This window comes from Chachezhania antarctica (assembly GCF_003646465.1).
Taxonomy (GTDB): domain Bacteria; phylum Pseudomonadota; class Alphaproteobacteria; order Rhodobacterales; family Rhodobacteraceae; genus Chachezhania; species Chachezhania antarctica.
In genome coordinates this window covers 141,110-163,825 of the sequence record NZ_QZEX01000007.1, presented here as the reverse complement: position 1 = coordinate 163,825, position 22,716 = coordinate 141,110, and the positions used below count along the sequence as shown (strand labels likewise).

Annotated in this window: 22 protein-coding genes; 10 read left to right on the top strand and 12 right to left on the bottom strand. The window is 66.2% G+C overall.

Annotated elements, in window-relative coordinates; all coding sequences use genetic code 11:
- The first annotated feature begins 52 nt into the window (after positions 1 to 52).
- Positions 53 to 742, top strand: a complete 690-nt coding sequence (locus D4754_RS15215; protein WP_121065079.1) for a M48 family metalloprotease — start codon at positions 53 to 55, stop codon at positions 740 to 742.
- A gap of 231 nt (positions 743 to 973) precedes the next feature.
- On the opposite strand, the gene D4754_RS15210 is transcribed toward D4754_RS15215, so the two are convergent.
- Genes D4754_RS15210 through D4754_RS15195 form a run of 4 tightly spaced genes read right to left on the bottom strand, consistent with a single transcriptional unit; the run spans position 974 to position 5,905 of the window.
- On the bottom strand, positions 974 to 1,516 hold the full coding sequence (locus tag D4754_RS15210) for an RSP_2648 family PIN domain-containing protein (protein ID WP_121065077.1): 543 nt from the start codon (positions 1,514 to 1,516) through the stop codon (positions 974 to 976).
- Positions 1,517 to 2,755 (bottom strand): RSP_2647 family RNA methyltransferase, encoded by a 1,239-nt coding sequence (locus D4754_RS15205; protein WP_121065075.1) that lies wholly within the window; start codon positions 2,753 to 2,755, stop codon positions 1,517 to 1,519.
- A 52-nt stretch (positions 2,756 to 2,807) separates the two neighbouring features.
- Positions 2,808 to 3,101 carry a hypothetical protein gene (locus D4754_RS15200; protein ID WP_121065073.1) on the bottom strand — a complete coding sequence of 98 codons (294 nt, stop codon included), beginning with the start codon at positions 3,099 to 3,101 and terminating at the stop codon, positions 2,808 to 2,810.
- Complete coding sequence (locus tag D4754_RS15195) at positions 3,098 to 5,905, bottom strand: [protein-PII] uridylyltransferase family protein (RefSeq protein WP_205589645.1); 2,808 nt, start codon at positions 5,903 to 5,905, stop codon at positions 3,098 to 3,100. Before D4754_RS15195 ends, D4754_RS15200 begins: the two co-directional genes overlap by 4 nt.
- Before the next feature lie 167 nt (positions 5,906 to 6,072).
- Here D4754_RS15195 and D4754_RS15190 point away from each other — a divergent pair, with 167 nt between their 5' ends.
- Positions 6,073 to 6,543 (top strand): YbaK/EbsC family protein, encoded by a 471-nt coding sequence (locus tag D4754_RS15190; RefSeq protein ID WP_121065071.1) that lies wholly within the window; start codon positions 6,073 to 6,075, stop codon positions 6,541 to 6,543.
- A 137-nt stretch (positions 6,544 to 6,680) separates the two neighbouring features.
- Here D4754_RS15190 and ntrX read toward each other — a convergent pair whose 3' ends face one another.
- The 5 genes from ntrX to dusB form a co-directional block, all read right to left on the bottom strand.
- Positions 6,681 to 8,111: a nitrogen assimilation response regulator NtrX gene (gene ntrX, locus D4754_RS15185; RefSeq protein ID WP_121065069.1), complete on the bottom strand. Its 1,431-nt coding sequence runs from the start codon at positions 8,109 to 8,111 to the stop codon at positions 6,681 to 6,683.
- A gap of 24 nt (positions 8,112 to 8,135) precedes the next feature.
- Positions 8,136 to 10,382 (bottom strand): sensor histidine kinase NtrY-like, encoded by a 2,247-nt coding sequence (locus D4754_RS15180; RefSeq protein WP_205589644.1) that lies wholly within the window; start codon positions 10,380 to 10,382, stop codon positions 8,136 to 8,138.
- Between the two features lie 100 nt (positions 10,383 to 10,482).
- Positions 10,483 to 11,886: a response regulator gene (locus D4754_RS15175; RefSeq protein WP_121065065.1), complete on the bottom strand. Its 1,404-nt coding sequence runs from the start codon at positions 11,884 to 11,886 to the stop codon at positions 10,483 to 10,485.
- Positions 11,886 to 13,235 carry a two-component system sensor histidine kinase NtrB gene (locus D4754_RS15170; RefSeq protein ID WP_121065063.1) on the bottom strand — a complete coding sequence of 450 codons (1,350 nt, stop codon included), beginning with the start codon at positions 13,233 to 13,235 and terminating at the stop codon, positions 11,886 to 11,888. Before D4754_RS15170 ends, D4754_RS15175 begins: the two co-directional genes overlap by 1 nt.
- Positions 13,232 to 14,242 carry a tRNA dihydrouridine synthase DusB gene (gene dusB, locus D4754_RS15165; RefSeq protein WP_420837212.1) on the bottom strand — a complete coding sequence of 337 codons (1,011 nt, stop codon included), beginning with the start codon at positions 14,240 to 14,242 and terminating at the stop codon, positions 13,232 to 13,234. Before dusB ends, D4754_RS15170 begins: the two co-directional genes overlap by 4 nt.
- Before the next feature lie 261 nt (positions 14,243 to 14,503).
- Between dusB and D4754_RS15160 the strand changes: the two genes are divergently transcribed.
- Genes D4754_RS15160 through D4754_RS15150 form a run of 3 tightly spaced genes read left to right on the top strand, consistent with a single transcriptional unit; the run spans position 14,504 to position 16,652 of the window.
- Positions 14,504 to 15,655, top strand: a complete 1,152-nt coding sequence (locus tag D4754_RS15160; RefSeq protein WP_121065059.1) for a bifunctional 2-C-methyl-D-erythritol 4-phosphate cytidylyltransferase/2-C-methyl-D-erythritol 2,4-cyclodiphosphate synthase — start codon at positions 14,504 to 14,506, stop codon at positions 15,653 to 15,655.
- Positions 15,652 to 16,161: a phosphatidylglycerophosphatase A family protein gene (locus tag D4754_RS15155; protein WP_121065057.1), complete on the top strand. Its 510-nt coding sequence runs from the start codon at positions 15,652 to 15,654 to the stop codon at positions 16,159 to 16,161. The genes D4754_RS15160 and D4754_RS15155 overlap by 4 nt, the downstream gene beginning before the upstream one ends.
- Positions 16,158 to 16,652: a CinA family protein gene (locus D4754_RS15150; RefSeq protein ID WP_121065055.1), complete on the top strand. Its 495-nt coding sequence runs from the start codon at positions 16,158 to 16,160 to the stop codon at positions 16,650 to 16,652. Before D4754_RS15155 ends, D4754_RS15150 begins: the two co-directional genes overlap by 4 nt.
- Before the next feature lie 5 nt (positions 16,653 to 16,657).
- On the opposite strand, the gene D4754_RS15145 is transcribed toward D4754_RS15150, so the two are convergent.
- A complete protein-coding gene (locus tag D4754_RS15145; protein ID WP_121065343.1) occupies positions 16,658 to 17,101 on the bottom strand; it encodes a type II toxin-antitoxin system RatA family toxin in 444 nt (147 codons plus the stop codon).
- Between the two features lie 106 nt (positions 17,102 to 17,207).
- On the opposite strand from D4754_RS15145, the gene hpt reads away from it, so the two are divergent.
- The 4 genes from hpt to D4754_RS15125 all read left to right on the top strand — a co-directional run bounded on the left by hpt (position 17,208) and on the right by D4754_RS15125 (position 19,484).
- A complete protein-coding gene (hpt, locus tag D4754_RS15140) occupies positions 17,208 to 17,759 on the top strand; it encodes a hypoxanthine phosphoribosyltransferase (RefSeq protein WP_121065053.1) in 552 nt (183 codons plus the stop codon).
- The gene (locus tag D4754_RS15135; protein WP_121065051.1) at positions 17,756 to 17,971 is read left to right on the top strand and encodes a hypothetical protein; all 216 of its coding nucleotides are present in this window, start codon (positions 17,756 to 17,758) and stop codon (positions 17,969 to 17,971) included. The genes hpt and D4754_RS15135 overlap by 4 nt, the downstream gene beginning before the upstream one ends.
- Before the next feature lie 151 nt (positions 17,972 to 18,122).
- A complete protein-coding gene (locus D4754_RS15130; RefSeq protein ID WP_121065049.1) occupies positions 18,123 to 18,578 on the top strand; it encodes a c-type cytochrome in 456 nt (151 codons plus the stop codon).
- 9 nt (positions 18,579 to 18,587) lie between these two features.
- A complete protein-coding gene (locus D4754_RS15125) occupies positions 18,588 to 19,484 on the top strand; it encodes a c-type cytochrome (RefSeq protein WP_121065047.1) in 897 nt (298 codons plus the stop codon).
- A gap of 191 nt (positions 19,485 to 19,675) precedes the next feature.
- On the opposite strand, the gene lipA is transcribed toward D4754_RS15125, so the two are convergent.
- Positions 19,676 to 20,626: a lipoyl synthase gene (gene lipA, locus D4754_RS15120; RefSeq protein WP_121065045.1), complete on the bottom strand. Its 951-nt coding sequence runs from the start codon at positions 20,624 to 20,626 to the stop codon at positions 19,676 to 19,678.
- Between the two features lie 268 nt (positions 20,627 to 20,894).
- On the opposite strand from lipA, the gene D4754_RS15115 reads away from it, so the two are divergent.
- On the top strand, positions 20,895 to 21,431 hold the full coding sequence (locus D4754_RS15115) for a peroxiredoxin (protein ID WP_121065043.1): 537 nt from the start codon (positions 20,895 to 20,897) through the stop codon (positions 21,429 to 21,431).
- 40 nt (positions 21,432 to 21,471) lie between these two features.
- Here D4754_RS15115 and D4754_RS15110 read toward each other — a convergent pair whose 3' ends face one another.
- The gene (locus D4754_RS15110; RefSeq protein WP_121065041.1) at positions 21,472 to 22,638 is read right to left on the bottom strand and encodes a DUF6456 domain-containing protein; all 1,167 of its coding nucleotides are present in this window, start codon (positions 22,636 to 22,638) and stop codon (positions 21,472 to 21,474) included.
- Positions 22,639 to 22,716: the final 78 nt, after the last annotated feature.

Below are 22,716 nucleotides of genomic sequence, written 5' to 3'. Positions count from 1 at the left end.
GTGAAAGCATCACGCGCTTGCCGGCGCCCCTTTGCCGGCCCATATCTGTGACATGTTGAAGTTCATGCCCATCCTGCTCGCCATTCTCTACGGGCTCGCCTACTACCGGTTCTCGGTCTGGCGGACCCATCGCGAGCTTGACGCGAAGTCGACGCCGCTGGCCGATCCGCACCTGAAGAAGCTGACCGACAGGCTGGCCCGGGCGCTGGATGTCGAACGCGTGCCCGTCCACATCTACGAGATCCAGCCGGTCAACGGCCTTGCCGCCCCCGACGGGCGGATCTTCCTGACCCGGGGGTTCTACGAGAAATATCGCTCGGGCTCGGTCACCGCCGAGGAGCTGACCGCCGTCATCGCCCACGAACTGGGCCATGTCGCGCTGGGCCATGCGCGGCGGCGAATGATCGACTTTTCCGGCCAAAACGCGATCCGCACGGCGCTGATGATGGTGCTGGGCCGGCTGATCCCCGGTGTGGGCATCCTGATCGCCACGGCGCTGACATCGCTTCTGTCCGCCCGGCTGTCGCGGGGGGACGAGTACGAGGCCGATGCCTACGCCGCCGCGCTGCTGACGAAAGCCGGGATCGGGGTGGCCCCGCAGAAGGAGCTGTTCCGGAAGCTGGGAGACCTGACCGGCTCCGGCATGGCCGGCGCACCCGCGTGGCTGTTGAGCCATCCCAAGACGGAAGAGCGTATTGCCGCGCTGGATGCGCTGGAAGCGCGATGGGAAACAGCGAAGTAGCCACACGTTCAACCCTGTGACCAACAGCAGGGTCGCGCCCGACCCGAGGGCGGGCCGAAACGCCTGTACTGCCTCCTGCTGAGGGAACGGCTTCTGAAACTCGTCGAACGCCTCATCAATTCGCGCCCGCGTCGCGCCGAAGGCGTGCCTCCGGCACGACGGGGCCGGTCGGGCGCGAACCGGATCGCTTCGCGCTCCGGGGACGAAATTTACAGGTTTCCTTGCAAGGGCTTAGCTGACCAAGGCCTTCCCGAACCGCGGCAACCGCGCCTTCTTCATCAGTGGGCGCATCTCCCATGACCGGCCCGACAGCCGGTTCGCCTCGGCCAGCACGGCCTCCGCGATCTGCCGCATGCCGTCCGGATCATGATCCAGCGCGTCCATCAGCAACGCGTCGGGATCGATGCGGATCACGCCTTCCTCCGACAGCACGTTCCGCGGGAAATCCTTGGCGTTCATCGTCACGATCCCGTCGGCGGACGAAGCAATCGCCGCCGCCAGCACATGCACATCCGCGGGATCGGGAAGCGACAGGCGCGCCTCCAGCCCCGCCTTCACGGGCACCTCGGCCCCGGGCCAGGCATCGCGCAGCACGGCGATCTCGGCCTCGGCCATCGCAGCGCTCGTCCCGCCGTGACGCGCCGCGGCGTAGTACCATTCACCCATGATCCGCTGCGACCACAGCGGCTGGAACACACCCAGCCGCGCCGCGCCCATCAGCAGCCCCCGCATCGCGGTGGGATACAGAACGCAGGTATCCAGAACCAGCCGCACCTAGTCCAGCCGGTAGAACACGGCCTTGAGATACCCCGTCTCGGCCAGTTGCGGCAATTGCGGGTGGTCCGGCCCCGCAAAGCCTGTGTGGATCATCTGCGCCTTCCGCCCCGCGCGCCCGATCCCCCGGGCCGAGGCCTGACGGAACGCCTGCAGATCGACGGCATGGGAGCACGAGCACAGCACCATGTATCCCCCGGCATCGACCAGCGACGCCGCCAGCCGGGCGACCCGTTCATAGGCGCGCAGCCCGGCATCCATCGCCTGCTTCGACGGCGCGAAGGCCGGCGGATCGCAGATCACGAGGTCGTATTTGGTCCCGGCCTCGCCCAGTTCGGTCATCACGTCGAACGCATCGCCCGCGCGCGTTTCGAACCGGTCGCTCACGCCCATCGCCTGCGCCCCGCCGCGGGCCAGGTCCAGCGCGGGGGTCGAGCCATCGACGGCCAGTACGCTTGAAGCATCGCCTGCCAACGCGGCCAGACCGAAGCCGCCGACATGGGAAAACACGTCCAGCACCCGCGCGCCCGATGCCAGCCCGGCGGCAAAGGCATGGTTTGGGCGCTGGTCATAGAACAGGCCCGTCTTCTGGCCACCGATCAGGTCGGCCATGTAGATCGCGCCGTTCATCGGCACGTGCACCGGCGCGCCCGGCGCCGTGCCCGCCAGAACCCCGTTTTCGTTGTCGAGCCCTTCCAGCCCCCGCGTCCGTCCGGCGGCGTTCTTCAGCACCGTCGTGCAGCTGGTGACCTGCATCAGCGCCTGCGTCAGCGTGTCGGACAGCACATCGGCCCAGGCCGCATTGGGCTGAACCACCAGCGTATCGCCGAAGCGATCCACGATCACGCCGGGCAGGCCATCGGCCTCGGCATGGATCAGGCGGTAGAACGGGGCATCGTAGATCTTCTCACGCATGGCCAGCGCGAAGGCCACGCGGTGGGCGAACCAGGCCTGATCAACCTCGGCCGCGGGATCGCGGTCGATCATCCGGCAGGAAATGCGCGAGTTCATGTTGACGGCGACCAGCCCAAGGGCTTCGCGGCCGGCATCTTCCAGAATGGCCAGCGTGCCGGGCTCCAGCGCGCGGGTGCGGCGGTCGGTGACCAGCTCGTTCTCGAACACCCACGGGCTGCCGTGCCGGATCGCGCGTGCATTCGCCTTGGGTTTCAGCCGGACGACCGGACGTTTCCCCGCGCCGTCAAGATCATGGGCCGAAGCCCCGCCATCGGTATCCGACATGTGCGTCTGGCCCCTTTGCCTGTGGTGTCCGGTGCCTGAAATGGTCGTGCGGCTATGGCCGCTGCCGCCCGCGGGCACCCCCGCGACGGCGCGCCTCAGTGGCCTCTTCCGTGCCGGAACGCAAGACTTTCGTCATCGGGTGATCGGGGGCGATGTCCGCGTAATGGGCCAACAGGCTGGCGACCGCGGCGCGCATGTCGACCCCGTCACGCATCCCCAGCACCCAGTCGAGGAAGATCGACCGGCATTCGGGTTCGGTGATGCCTTCGATCCGGTAGGATTCGGCGATCAGTTCGCGCGGGTCGAGATCTTCGAGCATGTCCGCACTGTTGCGCTCATCGGTCATGGCGCGGTCTCCTCATTGGTGCCGATCAGGCCGGAAATGGCTTCGGCCACGTCGTCATAGCGGGTTTCAAGTGTTTGTCCCAGTTCGGCAAGGCTGCCGAACCCGGTGCCGCGGGTCAGGAAGGCCGCCCCGCCTTCGCCAAGTTCGGACGCTGTCACCGGTTTGTCCGAGATCAGCCGCACCGCCATCTGGACCGTCCAGTAGAGCGCATAGCTCTCCTCCAGCTTTGCGCGGATCCCGGGCGGCATCCAGCCCTGCGCCTCGGCCGCTTTCAGGCCCTCGACGATGTCCCGGTCCGGCGATCCGGCCAGAAGCGTGCCGGCCTGCGCCGCAAGCTCGATATCCTGCAAGCGCCCGGCGCCCGGTTTGGGGTCAAGCACCAGCGACGGGCCCCGGGCCGCCGCGATCCGGTTTCGCATGGTGCGGAAATCTTCGAGCACCGCCGCAACTTCGCGCGGGCGGGCGATGATCTTTTCGCGGAACGCCTCGACATCCCGGCCCAGATCGTCGCTCCCCGCGATGACCCGGGCGCGGGTCAGGGCCAGGTGCTCCCACGTCCAGGCGTTGTGTTCCTGGTAGTTCTGGAAGCTGGCCCAGCTTGTCGCCACCGGTCCCTGGTTGCCCGACGGGCGCAACCGCATGTCGACCTCGTAGAGCCGGCCGCGGGCCATGGGCGCGTTCAGCGCGGTGATCAGCGCCTGCGTCCACCGCGCGTAGTAGGTGCGCGAAGCCAGCGGTTTGGGCCCGTCCGAGCTTTCCACCCCGTCCGGATCGTAGACCACGATCAGGTCGAGATCCGAGCCCGAGGTCAGCCGCCCGGCCCCCAGCGAGCCCATGCCAAGGATCGCCACGCCACGGCCCGGCGGCGGGCCATAGCGGATCGCGAATTGGTCCGTCACCACGGGGACCAGCACGCGCATCGCGGCCTCGGCCAGCTCGGCATATTGTTCCGCGGCGGTGGCGGCATCGATCAGCCCGCGCAGGTGGTGAACGCCGACGCGGAACTTCCATTCCCGGCTCCACCCCCGCATCGCGTCCAGCCGGCCTTCGTAATCCCCTTCGCGCGACAGGATGCCCTGCAGGTCTTCGACCAGCCCGGTGATGCCCGGCCAGTCGGCGAAGAAGCCACCGCCGATGACCGCGTCGAACACGGCCGCGTTTTCGCCAAGATACGTGGCAAGCGACGGAGAGGTGCCGACGATATCGGCCAGAAGGTCGATCAGGTGGGGATTGGCCTCGAACAGCGAGAAGATCTGCACCCCCGCCGGCAGCCCCGACAGGAACTTGTCGAGCGCCAGCAGCGATTCCTCGGGCTTGGCGGTGCGGGCGAGCCAGCCCAGGAGTTCGGGCTTCAGGCGGTCGAAGATGCGCACGGCCCGTTCGGTGCGAAAGGCCGGATAGGTCGTCCAGCGGGCGAGGATCGCCGGGTCGAAGACATCGGCCGGCAGCGGATCGGACGGCAGCGGGTTTATGTCACCCACATAGAATTCTTCCGTCAGCGCATGGACTTCGGTCAGGCGGGTGCGGACATCGCCCAGCATCGTCTGCGTATCGGTGTCCATCAGGCAGGCGATGCGGTCCAGTTCGGTGTCGGCACTGGGCAGCGAATGCGTCTGCGCATCATAGATCATCTGGATCCGGTGCTCGACCTCGCGGTGCTGGCGGTAATGGACCGAAAGCTTGTCCGCGGTGTCCTTCGACACCCAGCCCTTCCCCGCCAGCGCGCCAAGGGCCTGGACGGTCGCCCGCAGCCGCAGTTCTGGGTCGCGGCCCCCGGCGATCAGCTGGCCGGTCTGGGTGAAGAACTCGATCTCGCGGATGCCGCCGCGGCCCAGCTTCATGTCATGGCCCCGCACGGTGATGGGACCGTGGGTGCCCTTGGCGTCACGGATGCGTTGCAGCATCCGATGCGCGTCCTCGATCGCCGCGAAATCGAGGTGACGGCGCCAGACGAAGGGCTTGATCGCCTCAAGGAAACGTTCGCCAGCCGCGATGTCACCGGCCGCGGCGCGCGCCTTGACGAAGGCCGCGCGTTCCCAGCCACGGCCAAGGCTTTCGTAATACTGCTCGGCCGCGCCGATGGACAGGCAGACGGGCGTCACCGACGGATCGGGCCGCAGCCGCAGATCCGTCCGGAAGACATAGCCTTCGGCCGTCCGGTCGCTGAGCATAGCGCAGATGTTGCGGGTGGCCCGGATCAGGGACTGGCGGGCGTCGGCGAACGCATCCTCGTCATAACGGGTTTCGTCGAAGAGGCAGATCAGGTCGATGTCTGACGAATAGTTCAGCTCGAAAGCGCCCATCTTGCCCATGGCCATCATGACCAGCCCGGCGCCGGTTTCGGCATCGTCCATCGTCATGCCGGGCAGCTTGCCGCGCTGGATCAGCTTGCCCGTTTCGGCCCGGATGGCCAACGACAGGGCAAGATCCGCGAAATCGGTCAGCGTGGCGGTCACGCTTTCAAGGGGCCACGAGCCGCACAGATCGGCCATCGCCGTCAGCAGCGCCACCCGGCGCTTGGCCTGACGCAGGCCCGATGGCAGTTTGTCAGGCGCCAGTTCGGACAGGTCGTGGGACAGTTTCGCCAGCGCGGCGTCGGTGTCTTCGGCGGCCTCCGCAAACCAGGCGCCTTCACGGTGCAGAAGGGAGCCAAGGAACGGGCTGGACCCACCTGCCCCGCAGGCCAGCTTCGCCAGATCGCCAGTCAGCTGCGGCACGGCATCCATGATGCCGCGGCCCAGATCCGCATCGTAGGCACGCGGCATGCGGGTCATCCGGGTGACCAGAGAATGGGTCAGCGACATGAGGGCCTTTCTGCATGTGTGTGGGCCGGTTATCGCCGGACCCGTCTCGACCGTCTGCGGTTGTGCGGCTTCGGTCTGTCCGGGTCAATGGGCGAGTGCAGTCTGGTTACGGCTTCGCGAAGAACCCGTCTTGCCAATCCCTGGCTCCGGCGCCAGAACTGCGCGCCATGAGCAAGAGCCTGAAACGCGTCCGCGCCGCGCTGGAAGCCGCGGGACTTGAGCCTGATATCCGCGAAACCGCGCTTGCCCGAACCGCCGCCGATGCAGCGAACGCGCTGGGGTGCGAGGTCGACCAGATCGCCAAGTCGATCATCTTTGCCGGGGAAACCAGCGGCGAGGCCATCCTGTTCCTGACCGCCGGCGCCCACCGCGTCGATGCCGACGCCGCCAGCGCCCTTGCGGGCGAGCGGCTGGGCAAGGCCGACGCTGGCCTCGTGCGCGCTCAGACAGGCTTTGCCATCGGCGGCGTCAGCCCGGTGGGCCACCTGACCCCGCCCCGCGCCTTCTTCGACCGCCGCTTGCTGGCTTTCGACACGATCTGGGCCGCCGCCGGCACGCCGCATCATGTCTTCGCGTCCGAACCGCAGCGTCTGGCAAAGATGGCGGGCGCGAGGGTCGCGGATTTCTCGGTCTCGTAAAGCGGCTAGCTTGCTGCCGTTGTCCGTATTCCGGGCACCTTCGGGACTAGTGCCCTGGCTTTTCCGGGTCCTCGTGCATCCCGTCCGCATGTCGTTCGCATGTTGCCCGGCGAGCCCGCAGCGGGCCAGGTCGGCGCCTAGCTGACCTGACGCGCGTCTTCTTCCTCGTCCGGTTTTTCATCGACCCTGGCGATCCGCGCACCCGACTTGCTGGACGTCACCACGCCCAGCGATTTCAGCTTGCGGTGCAGGGCCGAGCGTTCCATCCCCACGAAAGAGGCCGTGCGACTGATATTGCCGCCGAAACGGTTGATCTGGGTCAGCAGGTATTCGCGTTCGAACGCCTCGCGCGCCTCGCGCAGGGGAAGCGTCGCCAGCGCGCCCGTCAGCACGACGCGCCCGTTGTCCTCGGGGCGGTGATCGTCGCCCGGCAATTCGCGCGCCTCGATGGGGCCCGAGCCATCGCCCAGGATCAGCACCCGTTCGACAAGGTTCTTCAGCTGGCGCACGTTGCCGGGCCAGATCATCGTCTGCATCAGCGCGATGGCCTCGTCGCTCAGCACCCGTTTGGGCAGGCCCTGCGCCTCGTGGCACTGGCAGATGAAATGTTCGGCCAGCAGCGGAATATCCTCGCGCCGGTCTTCCAGCGAGGGCACCGCGATCGGCACCACGTTCAAACGGTGATACAACTCCTCGCGAAAGCGCCCGGCGGCGATTTCGTCTTCAAGGTTGCGGCTGGTGGAGGAGATCACCCTCAGATCCACCCGCACCTTGTCGGTGCCCCCGACGCGCTGGAACTGCTGGTCGACCAGCACCCGCAGGATCTTGGACTGCGTGCCCAGCGGCATGTCTGCCACTTCGTCGAAATAGACGACCCCGCCATGGCCCTGTTCCAGCAGGCCCGGCTCTACCCCGCGCGCGGAGGTTTCGCGGCCGAAAAGGACCTCTTCCATCCGCTCGGGCTCGACACTCGCGCAGTTGACGGAAATGAACGGCCCCCGCGCGCGGTTGGACCTTGCATGCACGTAGCGCGCCGCGATCTCCTTGCCCGACCCCGCCGGCCCGGTCAGCATCACCCGGCCATTCGACTTCGTCACCTTGTCCAGCTGCCCGATCAGCCCGCGATAGGCGGGGCTTGCCCCGATCATGTCGGCGCCGGTGGAGCCCTGCCGCTTCAGCGCGGAATTCTCTCGCCGCAGGCGCGAGGCTTCCATCGCCCGTTTGATCACCACCATCAGCTGGTCGATGTTGAAGGGCTTCTCGATGAAATCGTACGCCCCCTGCTTGATCGCGGCGACCGCGATTTCGATGTTGCCGTGGCCCGAGATGATGACCACCGGTACTTCCGGGTTGTCGCGCTTGACGCATTTCAGGATGTCGATCCCGTCCATCTTGCTGTCCTTCAGCCAGATATCCAGGATCAGCAGCGCGGGCGGCTCTGTGTTGATGGCCGCCATGCACTCTTCGGAGTTCCCGGCCAGCCGCGTGGCATAGCCTTCGTCTTCCAAGATGTCGGACACCAGTTCACGGATGTCCCGTTCATCGTCGACGATCAGAATGTCGGTCATATCGGTCCTGCTCTTCTTCTCTGTCTAGTGCGCCTCGGGCAGAGGCAGTCGGATGACCGCCATGGCGCCCTTGTGGGTCTGGCCAGGGGTCAGCAGCGGCGCGTCCTCGAGGGTCAGCGTTCCGCCATGTTCTTCGATGATCTTCTTGACGATGGGCAGGCCAAGGCCGGTGCCGGCGTCGCGGGTGGTCACATAGGGTTCGAACAGCCGCGCGCGATCTTCCGGCAGGCCGATGCCGTTGTCGGCAATCGTGATCTCGCAGCGGTGGCCGGGGCCGTCGGAATTCTGCGAAAGTTGCACACGGATTGCCGGCACATGCCCCTCGGGCGCGCCTTTTTCCTGTAATGTGCCAATGGCTTCGCCGGCATTCTTGATAAGGTTGGTCAGCGCCTGGCTGATCATCGTCGCGTCGATTTCGGCCATCATCGGGGTGTCGGGCAGGTTCGCCTCGAACGTCACCCCGGGCTGGCCGTCCTGCTGCAGCAACACCGCATCGCGGACAAGGCGGGTTACGTCTTCGGGCTGGCGTTCGGGTTCCGGCATCCGGGCGAATTTCGAAAACTCGTCCACGATCCGGCGCAGGTCGCCCGTCTGGCGGATGATGACATCGGTCATCGATTCCAACCGGTCGGACTCGTCGCCCACCATCGGCGCGAACTTGCGCTTGATCCGTTCCGCCGACAGCTGGATCGGCGTCAGCGGGTTCTTGATCTCGTGCGCGATACGCCGGGCAATATCGCCCCAGGCCGCCATCCGCTGGGCGCTGACAAGGTCGGTCACGTCATCGAAGGCCACGACATAACCATCGAGCGTCCCGCCCACCCCGCGCCGCACGGCCACGCGCACCAGCAGGTTCTCCTGACGACCGCCGCGGATCACCTTGACGGACCCCTGGATGCTTTCGTTCCGGTCGGCTTTCAGGTCTTCGAACAGGGCCATGAATTCCGGCACGGCGACGGACAATGACACGTCGTGCCCGTCGTCCTCCCAGTTCAGCAGGCGCCGGGCGGAGCGGTTGACGAAGGTCACCTTTCCGTCACGGTCGATACCCACGACGCCGGACGTGACCGACGACAGAACGGAATCGAACAGACGTCGCCGGTCTTCGATCTGGCGAGTGTTGTCCAGAAGCGTCTGACGCTGGGCCTTCAACTGCCGCGTCATCTGGTTGAAGTAGCGGCCCAGCATGGAAATTTCGTCATCGCCTTCGTCTTCAACGACGCGAACGTCCAGATCGCCCGAGCCGACTTTCTGCGCCGCGTTGGTCAGCCGCCCCACGGGCCGCGACAGGCGTTCCGCGAACCACAGCCCCAGCCAGACGGCAGCCAGGATCAGGATCAGCGCGAAGCCCACGTAGAGCACGCCGAAATTGAACAGAACCCGCCCGCGTTCCTGTTCCAGCTGCTGGTACAGCAGCACCGTTTCCTGCGTTTCATCCAGCAGGTTGAGCATGTCGCCGTCGACCTCGCGGCTGACATAGAGGAACCGGTCGACGAAGGCGCGCAGCGGGATCAGGGCGCGGAATTCGTCGTTGTCCCAATCCTCGATGATCACCAGCCCGTCCTGCCGGGCCTGGGTGATCAGTTCGGGGGCGGGTTTCTCGAAATCGAACAGGTACGATCCTTCGCCGCGCGCCCAGACCTCGCCCGCGCCGTCGATCACGTAAGCCTCGCGCAGGCCGCGCTGGACAAGGCTTTGCCCGGTGCCCAGAAGCTGACGGATCCGCCCGGCATCCATGAAGAAGGTGCGCGAGCGTTCGCGATCAAGGAAATTGGCCAGCGCCTCGGCATCTTCGGCGAGGCCATCGGACAGCTCGTCCTTGTAGGCCTGCGCCGCGGAAAGGGACGATCCCACCACGTTGCGCACCCGGTCGGAAAACCAGCCCTCAAGCCCGATATTGATCGTCAGCCCGGCGAAGATGGCCACCGTCACGGTCGGCAGCAGCGCCAGAAGCGTGAAGACCCCGATCAGACGCAGGTGCAGGGCCGAACCCGCGGATTTGGCGCGGCGGGCGGCGAACAGCCGGCCCACCTGCCCCAGCACCATCGCCGCGATGACCAGCACGTAGACCAGATCCGCCAGCAGCACGGCGCGCTGCAACAGGCCCGATCCCACACCGCCCGCGTTGAACGGACCGATCACAAGGAAAGTGCTGATCGCCAGAAGCGGGCCCAGCCCCACAAGGCTGAGCGTCAGGATGGTGGAACCGCGCCGGGTCCGCCGCCAACGGCGAAAGCCCGGAACTGCTCCGAATTGTGACAGGCTTGCCACCAGCCGACCTCATTGATGATGCGTCGGCCTGCTTACCGGACGCCACATGTCGTGGCCGTCCCCATTGCAGGGGATTCTTCGCCACGCTTCTGTGGCCGATTTACATCATCTTGCGCCGCCGTGTCACGTGAATATCGAGATGTGTGATTTTTTTCCTGAGCGTATTCCGGTTGATCCCCAGAAGTTCGGCACATTTCGCCTGGTTTCCGCCGGTCGCTTCCAGCGCGATTTCGATCAGCGGAGTCTCGACCTCCTTCAGGATCCGGCCATAGAGGCCCGGAGGCGGCAACATGTTGCCATGAAGGTCGAAATACCGCCTGAGGTGCTGCGCGACCGAGGCCGAAAGCTTCTGCGTATCGCCGCCACCGGTGACCGGGGTCACGTCGGGCTGGGCGCCCAGAACCGCTTCGACATCGGCCTTGCTGATCTCTTCCGTGCGCGAGGTCAGGACAAGCCGCCGAACGGCGTTTTCCAGCTGACGCACGTTGCCCGGCCACACGTAGGACCGGAAGAGCGCCACGGCAGGTTGGCTCAGGAACCGTTCCGGCGCGCCGTCGCGGCGGGCCCGGGCCAGGAAATGCTCCGTCAGCAGCGCGATGTCGTCGACGCGCTCCCGCAGCGGCGGCACTTCGATGGTGGCGCCGCTCAGCCGGTAGTACAGGTCATCGCGCACCCGCCGTCCGCCGCCCGAGGCATCAGGGGAAAGATCGCGCTGCGAGGTGGCAATGAACCTTGCCGATTCGTCCGACGGCGCATCGATCATGCGCACGATGCGGGCCTGGATCTCGTCCGGGATATCCGCGATCTCCTCGATCAGGACCGTGCCGCCACGGGCACGCGCCATGACCTTGGCGGGGCCTTCCAGATCGGTCAGGTCGTTCGCATCGACGGATATGAACGGCAGCGAGCGCCGGTCGGAAAAATCGTGCAGAACCCGCGCGATAAGCGACTTGCCAGTGCCGCTTTCCCCTGTGATCAGCACCGGCAGATCGGTGTTCATCACCCGCGCGACAAGGCGGTACAGCGCCTGCATCGCGGGCGTGCGGCCCACCAGCGGAAGATCGTCGGGACCGTCATCGTCGATCGGCGTCGACAGCGACGGGACATGACCGGGCGTCGCCTGCGGCGTGGGCGCGCGCTGGCGCAGTTCCAGCGCCCGGGCCGTCCGCTTCATCAGGTCCGGCAGATCGAAGGGCTTGGGCAGGTAATCGTAGGCATCCGCCTCGGCCGCCTGGATCGCCGTCATGATCGTGTTCTGCGCCGAGATCACGATCACCGGCAGGCCGGGCCGCTCCTGCGCGATCTTGGGCAGCATTTCCAGCCCGTTTCCATCGGGCATCATGACGTCGGAAATGACGACATCGCCCTTCCCTTCGCCCACCCAGCGAAGCAGCGTTGTCAGCGAAGACGTCGCGTGCACCTTGCAGCCCGCGCGTGTCAGAGCCTGCGTAAGGACCGTTCGGATCGTGCGGTCGTCATCGGCAACCAGTACCGTTCCATCCATCAGTGAGCCTCCTTATTGGCATCGTCTCCCCCAGAGACGCGCCCGCTCGATTGCTTGTCTGTCCTGCCGCCAGCCTTCCGGTCGGGGTCGGTACCATCGTCGGGGCCTTGCGCAGCTTTGCCACCGGCCCCTTCTTCAACCTTGTCCGACTTCCTGGGTTTCTCGGTCGGCACCCGGGGGAGGGAGAGCCGGAACACGGTGTGCCCCGGCACCGAGCTGAGAGAAATCCAGCCGCCGTGATCGGACATGATTTTCGATACCAGCGCCAGGCCCAGCCCGCTGCCATTCTCGCGTCCGGAGACGAAAGGCTCGAAGATGTCGGCCTTGATCTTTTCCGAGATGCCGGGGCCGTCATCGATGATCTCGATCTGCAAGGGCAACGATTGCCCCTGCCCGTCCGACCGCCGCAACGAGAAGGAATGTTCGTAGTAGGAATGCAGCCGGATCGTGCCGCCCTTGGCGTCGGCCACTTCGGAGGCATTCTTCAGAAGGTTCAGGATCACCTGCAAAAGCTGGTCCGGGTCGCCCACGGCCATCGGCAGCGAGGGGTCGTAATCCTCGATGATCTTCATGTGCGCGCCGAAGCCCAGCAGCGCGGAGCGCCGGGCGCGGTCCAGCACGTCATGCAGGTTCACGGGCTTCAGGTCCGGCGGCGACAGGTTGCCGAACTGTTCCACCTGCTCCAGCAGCTTCACGATCCGCCGGCTTTCGGCCACGATCAGGTCGGTCAATTCCTGATCCCCGGGTTCGAGGTTCATGCTAAGGAGCTGCGCCGCACCGGTGATGCCGGCCAGCGGGTTCTTGATCTCGTGCGCCAGCAGCTCCGCCATGCCGATGGCGGATTGCGCGGCGGACTTGACCGAAAGGCTCTGCGACACGCGCCCCGCCAGTTCGCGCGGGGCGATCATCAACAGCATCTCGCCCGGCCGTCCCTGCACGGGGGCGAATTGCAGCGCGCATTGCATCGGCGCGCGGTTACCGTTGCCGACATCCACATCGTTCACGAACAATGGCGACCCGGCGGCCCGCGCGCGTTCGAGCGCCTGTTCGATGGGCGCGTCGATGGCCAGCTGGTCCCAGACCGGCGTTCCCGCCAGCGCCTTGGCCGAGGCGTTCATGAACCCCTCGCCCGCCGGGTTCACATCGGCGATCAGGTCTTTCGCGTCGATCAGGACCGCCGGCACCGGGATCGAGGCCCAGAGCGTCCCGTCCCCGTCCTTCGACGCCACGGGCGCGCCCGGTTCGGTGTCGCTGTAGGTCGAGACATAGGAATTGGCCAGGGGTTCGATCTTCGTGGCCTTGGCTGTCTTGTCGGGCTTCGCGGCGGAGGTGTTCGACTTCTTGCTCATGCCGCAACCTGCGTGTCTGCCAGCGCGTCGGCAAAGGCCGCGCGGATCAGGCCGATGACGGCCCGGGGATCGGTCGATGTCAGGATCGCCCTGCGGAGCGGTTTGGGAACGTCCGTTCCGGCATCTTCCGCCGCCGCATCCAGATACCAGCCCAGGTGCTTCCGGGCGACGCGAACGCCCAGGTCCAGACCGTAGAATTCGAGCATCGCCTCGTAATGCGCGGCCACCACGTCACCGCGGGCCGCCCCGTTCGGCACATCCGGCGCCGACGTGCCGTAGAGCAGATGCGCCACCTGCCCCGGCAACCACGGCCGCCCCTGTGCGCCGCGCCCGATCATGACGCCATCCGCGCCAGATGCCTTCAGCGCCGCGCGGGCCGACGTCGCATCGACGATATCGCCGTTCACCACGACGGGCACGCCTACGCTTGCCTTGGTCCCCGCCACAGCGGCCCAATCGGCACGGCCCTTGTAGAACTGGCACCGCGTGCGCCCGTGGACGGTGATCATCGCCACGCCCGCCGATTCCGCGCGCTGCGCGATAGACGGCGCGTTCAGGCAATCGTCATCCCAACCCAGCCGCATCTTCAGCGTCACCGGCACATCGACGGCGCCGACCACGGCCTCGATCATCCGCAGGGCGTGGTCCGGCGTCCGCATCAGGGCCGAGCCGGAATACCCGTTCGTGACCTTCTTCGCGGGGCAGCCCATGTTGATGTCGATCACCCGCGCGCCACGGTCCGCAACCTGCCGCGCGGCCTCGGCGATCCACACCGGATCGCGCCCGGCAAGCTGGACAGACGTGCCTGCCGTTCCGGCGCCAAGCTCGGCCTTTTCGCGCACGCCGGGCTTGGCCTGCACCATCTCCTGGCTTGCCACCATTTCACTGACCACCATCCCCGCGCCGTAACGCAGCGCCAGATCGCGGAATGGCCTGTCGGTGATTCCCGCCATCGGCGCCAGAAGGACCGGCGGCCGGACGTCCATGTTCGCTATCTGGAGACCCAATGCCTAATCCCTAAGCAGTTTCGTCTGGCCTACCGCCTGCAGCGGCATCTTACAATGAATCCGGGATGCTCTTTTGTGCCAACTCAGCTTAACGCCCAATTATTGCGCACATATGACCGGTCGATTGCTCCTCCCTGCGCCACGCCGTAAACAGTCGCGACAGACGGCGGTCGGCTGCCCCTTGGTAACCTTATCGCGGCACTACAACTCTGGCGTTTGCCGCCCCTTGCGTCGGCCGCGCGAACCGAAAGTCCCTTTCCGATGACCGCTCCGCTGACCGCTGCCCTGATCGTCGCCGCCGGACGCGGCATCCGTGCCGGGGGCGGGCTGGCCAAGCAATGGCAGACCGTCGCGGGACGCCCGGTGATCGACTGGACGCTCGACGCCTTCCGCGCCGCGCCGTCCATCGGCCCCATCGTCGTGGTGCTGCCGCAGGGCGACACCGAATCCCGTGTTACGGGCCAAGCAGACCTGATCCTGACCGAAGGCGGCGCAACCCGGGCCGCGTCCGTGGCCGCGGGCCTTGCCGCGCTGGAGGGCACCAGGGCCGCGCGTGTCCTGATTCACGACGCCGCCCGGCCCTGCATTTCCGTCGCGCTGATCGAGGCGGTGGCGAAGGCGCTGGACACCCATCCGGCCGCAGCCCCCGCCCTGCCCGTCACGGATGCGTTGTGGACGGGCAAAGGGGCCACCGTCACCGGGGTCCAGGACCGCACCGGTCTCTATGCCGCTCAAACGCCGCAGGGATTCGCGCTGGACGCGATCCGGGCAGCGCATTCACAATACACAGGCCAGGCCGCCGACGACGTCGAAGTCGCCCGCGCCGCCGGCATGGAGGTCGCCATCGTGCCCGGAGAATCCGACAACATGAAGATCACCCGCCCCGAGGATTTCGCCCGCGCCGAACGCATCCTTGCGGGCGGCGTCGATGTCCCGCCCATGCGGCTTGGCAACGGGTTCGACGTGCACCGCTTCGCCCCCGGGGATCACGTGATCCTGTGCGGCGTGAAAGTGCCCCACGACCGCACGCTTTCGGGTCATTCCGATGCCGATGTCGGCATGCACGCGGTGACCGATGCGATCTACGGCGCGCTGGCCGATGGCGACATCGGGCGGCACTTCCCGCCGTCCGATCCGCAATGGAAGGACGCCGACAGCGCGATCTTCCTGAAGCACGCCGTGGCCCGCGTGGCCGAACATGGCTACCGGATCGCCAATATCGACTGCACGCTGATCTGCGAACAGCCCAAGATCGGCCCCCATGCCGCTGCCATGCAAGAGGCGATGGCCGGCCTGATGGACCTTCCCCCATCGGCCGTATCCATCAAGGCCACGACAACCGAACGGCTGGGCTTCACCGGCCGGGGAGAGGGCATCGCGGCGCAAGCCACCGCCCTTCTGGTGCGCGCATGAGCAAGCTTGCCCACTTCATCGGCACCTGCGGCGGTGTCGGCCACCTGCGCCCGGCGCCCGGAACCTGGGGATCGGCTCTCGCCTACCCGATCCTGTTCCTGTGCCATGTCCTGTTCGGCGTCGGCACGCCCTACATCCTGATCGCGCTCATCTGCCTCCTTGTCGGCGCAGGTCTTTGGGCGGCCGACCGGATGCGCCGTGACGGATGGGGCGAAGACCCTTCGGAAGTCGTCATCGACGAGGTCGCGGGGCAGCTGATCGCACTCCTCCCGATCTCGTTCGGGGCGGCCAACAACGGCGTGTCGCTGCTGGCGCTCTGGCCGGGGCTGATCGCCGCCTTCGTGCTGTTCCGCCTGTTCGACATCTGGAAACCCGGCCCCGTCGGCTGGGCCGACCGGAAGCACGGCGCAATCGGGCTCATGGCCGACGACCTGATCGCCGGCGTCATGGCGGCCATCGGGGTGATCATCCTGGCCGGCATCGCACACGGAGCACTTGGCCTATGACAAGACCCGGCGCCGAAGACATCCCCGCCCTGCTGGAGGCCGCGAAGGCCCGGGGCATCCGCATCGCCACCGCCGAAAGCTGCACCGGGGGCATGGTCGCATCGGCCCTGATCGACGTACCGGGATCGTCCGCCGTGGTGGAACGCGGGTTCGTGGTCTATTCCAACGCCGCCAAGCGCGAGATGCTGGGCGTGACGGAAGATACGCTGGAGGCCCACGGCGCAGTGTCCGAGGAAACCGCCCGCGAAATGGCCGACGGCGCGCTGAAGCATTCCCACGCGCAGCTGACCGTCGCCATCACCGGCATTGCCGGGCCGGGCGGGTCGGAGCACAAGCCGGAAGGCCGGGTGTGCTTTGCCGTGGCGTATGACGGGCGCGAAACGATCACGGAATCGAAGGATTTCGGCGCGTTAGGCCGTGCCGCCGTCCGCGCCGTCTCCCGCGATCACGCGCTGAACCTGCTGGCCGCAGCCCTGACAGACGCGGGCTGAACGCCTCAGCCGTAAAGCTTGTGCGCGCGTTGTTCGAAGGCGCGGACGATCCGCTGCATCGCCTCGTTGAACACGACGCCGATCAGCCGCTGCAACATGGCCGAGCGGAATTCGAAATCCACGTGGAAATCCACCTCGCACCCGCCCTCGATATCGCGGAAGATCCAGGTTGAGTTCATGTACTTGAACGGTCCGTCGATATAGGCGGTCTCGATCCGCTTTTCTTCGGGGTAAAGTTGCACCTTGCTGCCGAACTTCTCGCGGAAGACTTTGAAGGACACGATCAGGTCGGCCTCGATCTCCTCGCCGCCCTCGATGGGGGTACGGCGGTTGATGCGGGCGGCCGAGCACCACGGCAGGAATTCATCATAGCGCTGCACATCGGCCACCAGATCGAACATCTGCTGGGCGCTGTAGGGCAGCGTACGGGTTTCAGAGTGTTTGGTCATGGCGAAACGGGCGCAATCGGGCGACGGACGGGTGACATCGGACCGTTCTGTCCTATGCTTGCGCGCAAAGATCAAGGGGCTGCGGCCAAAGGATTCCGATCGACACATGACGACCACCACCGACAAGAGCACGACCTATGTCATCGACCAGATGATCTCGGCCAAGGCCATCGCCGCCCGGATCGAGGACCTCTCCAGCCTCATCGAGACCGAGTTTGCCGATACGAACAAGCTGATCGTCGTGGGCCTTCTGCGCGGCAGCTTCATCTTCATCGCCGATCTGGTGCGCGAACTGGACCTGCCGATCGAGGTGGATTTCCTGGAGGCATCCTCCTACGGCAATGAAATGCAATCCTCGCGCGAGGTGAAGATCCTGAAGGATTTGCGTGGCGCCATCGAAGGGCGCGACGTGCTGGTGGTGGAAGACATCGTCGACACCGGGCACACGCTGCACCATGTCGTGAACCTGCTGCGCAGCCGCCAGCCCGCGCGGCTGAAGACCATTGCGCTTCTGGACAAACCATCCCGGCGCGAGGTCGATTTCCGCGCCGACTGGATCGGGTTCGAGATCCCCGACGAATTCGTGGTGGGTTACGGGATCGACTACGCGCAGCGCAACCGCAACCTGCCCTATATCGGCAAGGTCCGTTTCACATGATGAACCCGCGCCATTTCGTGAAGATGTCGCGGCTGGCAAAGCACCCGCCATCGACGAGGAAGATGATCGTCATGGCGGTGATGATCGGGCTGGCGGCACTTGTCGCGGGGATCGAAAAGCTTGGCTACTGGCCCGATTGGGCCACGGCCGAACGCCACCGCTCCGTCCCCGTCCAGAAGGCTCCCGCCGAGACGACAGGCAACGGGGACTGACGGGGCAACGCTCGCGGAAATGTCATGACTTTCTGCAGGCCCGCCTTCTGTGCGGGGTGGACAGGTCGCCGCGGTTTACGCATCGTCAGTCTCGGGATCAAAGCCATTTCCGACGCACCGCCCCAACGGTGCTGCCTTTTGGGAGAAAGTCATGAAATCCATCCTGTTTTCCGCCGCCATAGCCGCCATGTCGCTGACCGCGGCTCCCGTCATCGCGAACGAGGCCGCGATGGCCGCGCGCCACGGTGAAATGCGCCTGCTTGCCCACAGCCTTGGCGTGCTGGGCGGGATGGCCAAGGGGCAGATCGAATACGACAAGCTGCGCGCCGAAGTGGCCGCCGACACGCTCGTCGCCGTGACCAGCATCGACCAGAGCATGCTGTGGCCCGAAGGCACCGAGACCGGCACGATGGAAGGCAGCAGCGCCAAGCCGGAGATCTGGGGCGACAAGGCCGATTTCACTGCCAAGTGGGAGGATCTCCACAAGGCCGCCCAGACGATGAAGACAGCCGCCGGTGAAGGCCAGCAGGCCATCGGCGCGGCCATGGGCGATGTCGGCGGCGCATGCAGCGCCTGCCACAAGGTCTACCGCGTGTCCAAGAACTGATCCGGGCCGATGCGGCGCCTCCTGATCATCTGCGTCGCGCTTGCCCTGGCCGGGGCGGCGGTCTTCCTTGTGCTGACCCGCCCGGCCACCCTGCCCGCCGCCGAACTGGCCGAACTTGACGGCCTGTCCGGTGACGCCACCCGCGGCGAGACCGTGTTCTGGGCCGGCGGCTGCGCCAGTTGCCACGCCGCGCCCGAGGCGGAAGGCGACGATCTGCTGGTGTTGACAGGGGGCGAACGGCTGGCCTCTCCGTTCGGGACGTTCATCGCGCCCAATATCTCCCCCGATCCGACTCACGGCATCGGCGACTGGACGCGCGCCGATCTTGCCAACGCGCTGACCCGGGGGACAGACCCGGCCGGCCGGCACCTTTACCCGGCCTTCCCCTATACATCCTATATCCACATGGAATTGCAGGATATTGCCGATCTCGACACGTTCCTGCGCACCCTGCCCGCAGATGCCACGCCAAATGAACCGCACGAGATTTCGTTCCCCTTCACCATACGGCGGGGACTCGGGCTGTGGAACATGCTCTACCTGACGGAGGACTGGGCCATACCGGGCGACCTGCCCGAGGCCCGGACCCGCGGCCGCTACCTTGTCGAAGGTCCGGGCCATTGCAGCGAATGCCACACGCCCCGCGGCCCCATCGGCGGGCTGGAGCGCGGCCAATGGCTGACAGGCGCCGAGAACCCCACCGGCGACGGCCGCATCCCGGGGCTGACACCCGGCCAGCTCGACTGGAGCGCCGAGGATATCGCCTATTATCTGGAAACCGGCTTCACCCCGGACTTCGATTCCGCGGGCGGTCACATGGCCAAGGTCGTGACCAACCTGAGCCACCTTGCCCCGGAAGATCGCGCCGCCATCGCCGCCTACCTGAAGGCGCTGCCTGCGCAATAAGGCAGGCTTTGCACCGGGATGGCGCGCGTGGCACGGGGGCTCTGCCCCCGCCCGCTCCTGCGGAGCGGACTCCCCCGGAGTATTTCGGGAAAGAAGAGAAGAAAAACAGGCGCTTTCCCCGCTTTCTTCTCTTCCCAAGTACTCCCGCCGGAGGCGGTCCGGCGGGGAGAATTTGCGGGACGCCCGGAAACCTAGGCGGTGCCCAGCCTGGCCTGCCGCGCAGCGCGGAGGCGGGCGAAATCGTCGCCGGCATGGTAGGACGACCGCGTCAGCGGCGTGGCCGAGACCATCAGGAACCCCTTGCCATAGGCCGCCTTTTCGTGGGCCGCGAATTCCTCTGGCGTCACGAAGCGGACGACGGCGTGGTGCTTGGGGGTGGGCTGCAGGTACTGGCCGATGGTCAGGAAATCCACGTCGGCGGCGCGCAGGTCGTCCATCACCTGCCGCACGGGCGAGGTTTCTTCCCCCAGCCCCACCATGATGCCCGACTTGGTGAACATCGACGGATCAAGCTCCTTCACGCGCTGCAGGATGCGCAGGGAATGGAAGTAGCGGGCGCCGGGGCGGACTTCGGGATAAAGGCCCGGGACAGTTTCGAGGTTGTGGTTGAAGACGTCGGGGCGCGCTTCGACCACGGTTTCCAGCGCGTCCGGTCCGCATTTCAGGAAATCCGGGGTCAGCACCTCGATCGTGGTGTCGGGGCTGCGGTGGCGGACGGCGCGGATGGTCTGGGCCATGTGCTCGGCCCCGCCGTCGTCCAGATCGTCCCGGTCGACGGAGGTGATCACGACATGGTTCAGCCCCAGCTTTTCCACCGCATGGGCCACGCGCCCCGGTTCGAACGCGTCGAGCGCGTCGGGGCGGCCGGTGGCCACGTTGCAGAAGGTGCAGCCGCGGGTGCAGATCTCGCCCATGATCATCATGGTGGCGTGGCCCTGGCTCCAGCATTCGCCGACATTCGGGCAGCCCGCTTCCTCGCACACGGTGACGAGGTTGTTTTCCCGCATGATCTTGGCCGTCTTGCGGTAGCCTTCGCTGCCGGGGGCCTTCACCCGGATCCACGAGGGCTTCTTGGGCTGCGCGTTGGACACGCGGTGGGCCTTTTCGGGATGACGCTGGTCGGGCAGTTTGAGATCGCGCATGGGGCACCTGGCCTTTGCTGCAAGGGTAAGAACGTACCCTTCAATATAGGTCACTGAGGCATAGACAACCAGTGACCTTCCCGGCATCGGCGCGCATGGCGTTTTCTGCAGCATGCACATGGAAAATCTGCACTGATAATATGCGGTTACACCTTGCCGTTACGGAAACCCGGCCCGATTGCCGCAGTGCAGCAGGATAGGTCTTGCAGGTTTTTGGAAGATTTCTAGGTTGCCGACGCAACTGTCTTACACGTTCAGGAGACCCGACATGCAGCCTGGTGACACGCTCCCCCAAGTGACGTTCCACACCCGTGTCCGCGACGAAAGCGTCGGCGGACCCAACCCCTACCGCTGGGAAGACAAGACGACGGCCGACTATTTCGCCGGCAAGCGCGTGATCCTGTTCTCGCTGCCCGGCGCGTTCACGCCCACCTGCTCGACCTACCAGCTTCCCGGCTTCGAGAAGATGGCCGAGGATTTCAAGGCGCAGGGCATCGACGAGATCTACTGCATGTCGGTCAACGACAGCTTCGTCATGAACAAGTGGGCCGAGGCGCAGGGCATCCGGAACGTGAAGGTCATCCCCGACGGATCGGGCGAATTCACCCGCCAGATCGGCATGCTGGTGGCCAAGGACAACCTGGGCTTCGGCCAGCGGTCATGGCGCTATGCGGCGATCATCAATGACGGCGTCGTCGAGGCATGGTTCGAGGAACCGGGCCGCTGCGACAACCATGGCGAGGACCCGTACGGCGAAAGCTCGCCCGAGAACCTGATGGACAGCCTGTCGTCGCTGGCAGCCTGACCCGGACCGGTCCGGGCGCCGCAGGGGCGCCTGGGCCCGTTCACCCGATCATGCGGTCCTGGATTGCGCCTTCGTCGTAGTGCCGCTTCAGCCGCTGGAGCGCGATGCGCAGCACGATCTTGCCCGACCGCGCCGACCAGCCCAGCCGCTTTTCCGCCGTCTCCAACCCTTCCAGAAAGCAGCAGCAGCGCAGCGCCACGTCGCCCAGGCCCGGGCCAAGATCCGACAGCGCCCGGTGCAACCGCTTGCGCGCGTTGGCGGTCCCGGGATCGGCCCCGTCCGACATCATCCCGGCCAGGACCCCGTCCCAGTCGTGGATCGCCAGCGGGCCGAATTGCGACAGCTCGAAATCCTCGCGCATGCGTTCGCCCGCGCGGACAAGATCCGACGCCAGGAACGGCTTTCCGTCCCGGTCGCGCCGCCGCGACAGGGCCGTGAGCGGGCTTTCGGCCTGGGAAAACCGCAGCCGTCGGCTGCCGCTGTCGCGATCGTCGCGCTCCTCGATAATGACCCGGGGGCCCGAGAACCCGCGCTGCGCGTCGGCAAAACCGTGGTCATTGACCTCGCGTGCCGAGTTTTCCAGCTTTGCCAGAAAGCGGTTCAGCGCCGCCCGGCCTGCGCCCGTGATGCGGTACTTGCTGACCCGCCCGGGAGACGGGCAGACGATCCATTCCTTCAGTGCCATGGCCTGCGCGATCGCGGCATCGATCACCGCGGTGCGCGTGCTGGTGCCTTCGGCGTCGTCGCGGACCACCACGGCCTTTTCCATGTTCTCGGCCACGGCCATCACCGCGCCGGGTTCGCACAGCCGCCGCAGGATCCGCGGCGCCTCGCGCTCCAGGACTGCATCGCTCGGGGTCGCTGCCCCCGGCGTCTTGACCTGCGCGACGCCATCCGCGCGGCGGACCGGCGCCGCACCCGTTATTCCGGGCTGGGTCTCCGTTGCTGTCATTCCCTTTGAATCCTTTGCCTGGGGCCCATCCAGCCCATGCAGTGCGGCCAACCGGTCCAATGCCGCGTCCACCAGCGGATCGTCGCGCCGATGTTCGATCCTGCGAATCTGCCGCAGAACCGTCGACGCATGACATCCCGCCATGCGCGCCAATGTACGAATGGAAATGCCCGACACCGTATGTTCGATGTAACGCCGCACCTCTGCCGGCACCCAATCGGGCGCCTCACCCGGCAAAGGGTCGGGTTCGGGCATGATCCAGTCCGACCGTCGGTTATGCACAGTTTTAGTCAACTTATCCCTTTTTTATCCACAACCCTAGGAGGCTACCTG

Excerpts from the sequence above, each read along its gene's own strand:
- D4754_RS15215 (WP_121065079.1), top strand. The coding sequence starts at position 53 with ATGTTGAAGTTCATGCCCATCCTGCTCGCCATTCTCTACGGGCTCGCC.
- D4754_RS15205 (WP_121065075.1), bottom strand. The coding sequence starts at position 2,755 with ATGTCGGATACCGATGGCGGGGCTTCGGCCCATGATCTTGACGGCGCG.
- D4754_RS15200 (WP_121065073.1), bottom strand. The coding sequence starts at position 3,101 with ATGACCGATGAGCGCAACAGTGCGGACATGCTCGAAGATCTCGACCCG.
- D4754_RS15195 (WP_205589645.1), bottom strand. The coding sequence starts at position 5,905 with ATGTCGCTGACCCATTCTCTGGTCACCCGGATGACCCGCATGCCGCGT.
- D4754_RS15190 (WP_121065071.1), top strand. The coding sequence starts at position 6,073 with ATGAGCAAGAGCCTGAAACGCGTCCGCGCCGCGCTGGAAGCCGCGGGA.
- ntrX (WP_121065069.1), bottom strand. The coding sequence starts at position 8,111 with ATGACCGACATTCTGATCGTCGACGATGAACGGGACATCCGTGAACTG.
- D4754_RS15175 (WP_121065065.1), bottom strand. The coding sequence starts at position 11,886 with ATGGATGGAACGGTACTGGTTGCCGATGACGACCGCACGATCCGAACG.
- D4754_RS15170 (WP_121065063.1), bottom strand. The coding sequence starts at position 13,235 with ATGAGCAAGAAGTCGAACACCTCCGCCGCGAAGCCCGACAAGACAGCC.
- D4754_RS15160 (WP_121065059.1), top strand. The coding sequence starts at position 14,504 with ATGACCGCTCCGCTGACCGCTGCCCTGATCGTCGCCGCCGGACGCGGC.
- D4754_RS15155 (WP_121065057.1), top strand. The coding sequence starts at position 15,652 with ATGAGCAAGCTTGCCCACTTCATCGGCACCTGCGGCGGTGTCGGCCAC.
- D4754_RS15150 (WP_121065055.1), top strand. The coding sequence starts at position 16,158 with ATGACAAGACCCGGCGCCGAAGACATCCCCGCCCTGCTGGAGGCCGCG.
- D4754_RS15145 (WP_121065343.1), bottom strand. The coding sequence starts at position 17,101 with ATGACCAAACACTCTGAAACCCGTACGCTGCCCTACAGCGCCCAGCAG.
- hpt (WP_121065053.1), top strand. The coding sequence starts at position 17,208 with ATGACGACCACCACCGACAAGAGCACGACCTATGTCATCGACCAGATG.
- D4754_RS15135 (WP_121065051.1), top strand. The coding sequence starts at position 17,756 with ATGATGAACCCGCGCCATTTCGTGAAGATGTCGCGGCTGGCAAAGCAC.
- D4754_RS15130 (WP_121065049.1), top strand. The coding sequence starts at position 18,123 with ATGAAATCCATCCTGTTTTCCGCCGCCATAGCCGCCATGTCGCTGACC.
- D4754_RS15125 (WP_121065047.1), top strand. The coding sequence starts at position 18,588 with ATGCGGCGCCTCCTGATCATCTGCGTCGCGCTTGCCCTGGCCGGGGCG.
- lipA (WP_121065045.1), bottom strand. The coding sequence starts at position 20,626 with ATGCGCGATCTCAAACTGCCCGACCAGCGTCATCCCGAAAAGGCCCAC.
- D4754_RS15115 (WP_121065043.1), top strand. The coding sequence starts at position 20,895 with ATGCAGCCTGGTGACACGCTCCCCCAAGTGACGTTCCACACCCGTGTC.
- D4754_RS15110 (WP_121065041.1), bottom strand. The coding sequence starts at position 22,638 with ATGCCCGAACCCGACCCTTTGCCGGGTGAGGCGCCCGATTGGGTGCCG.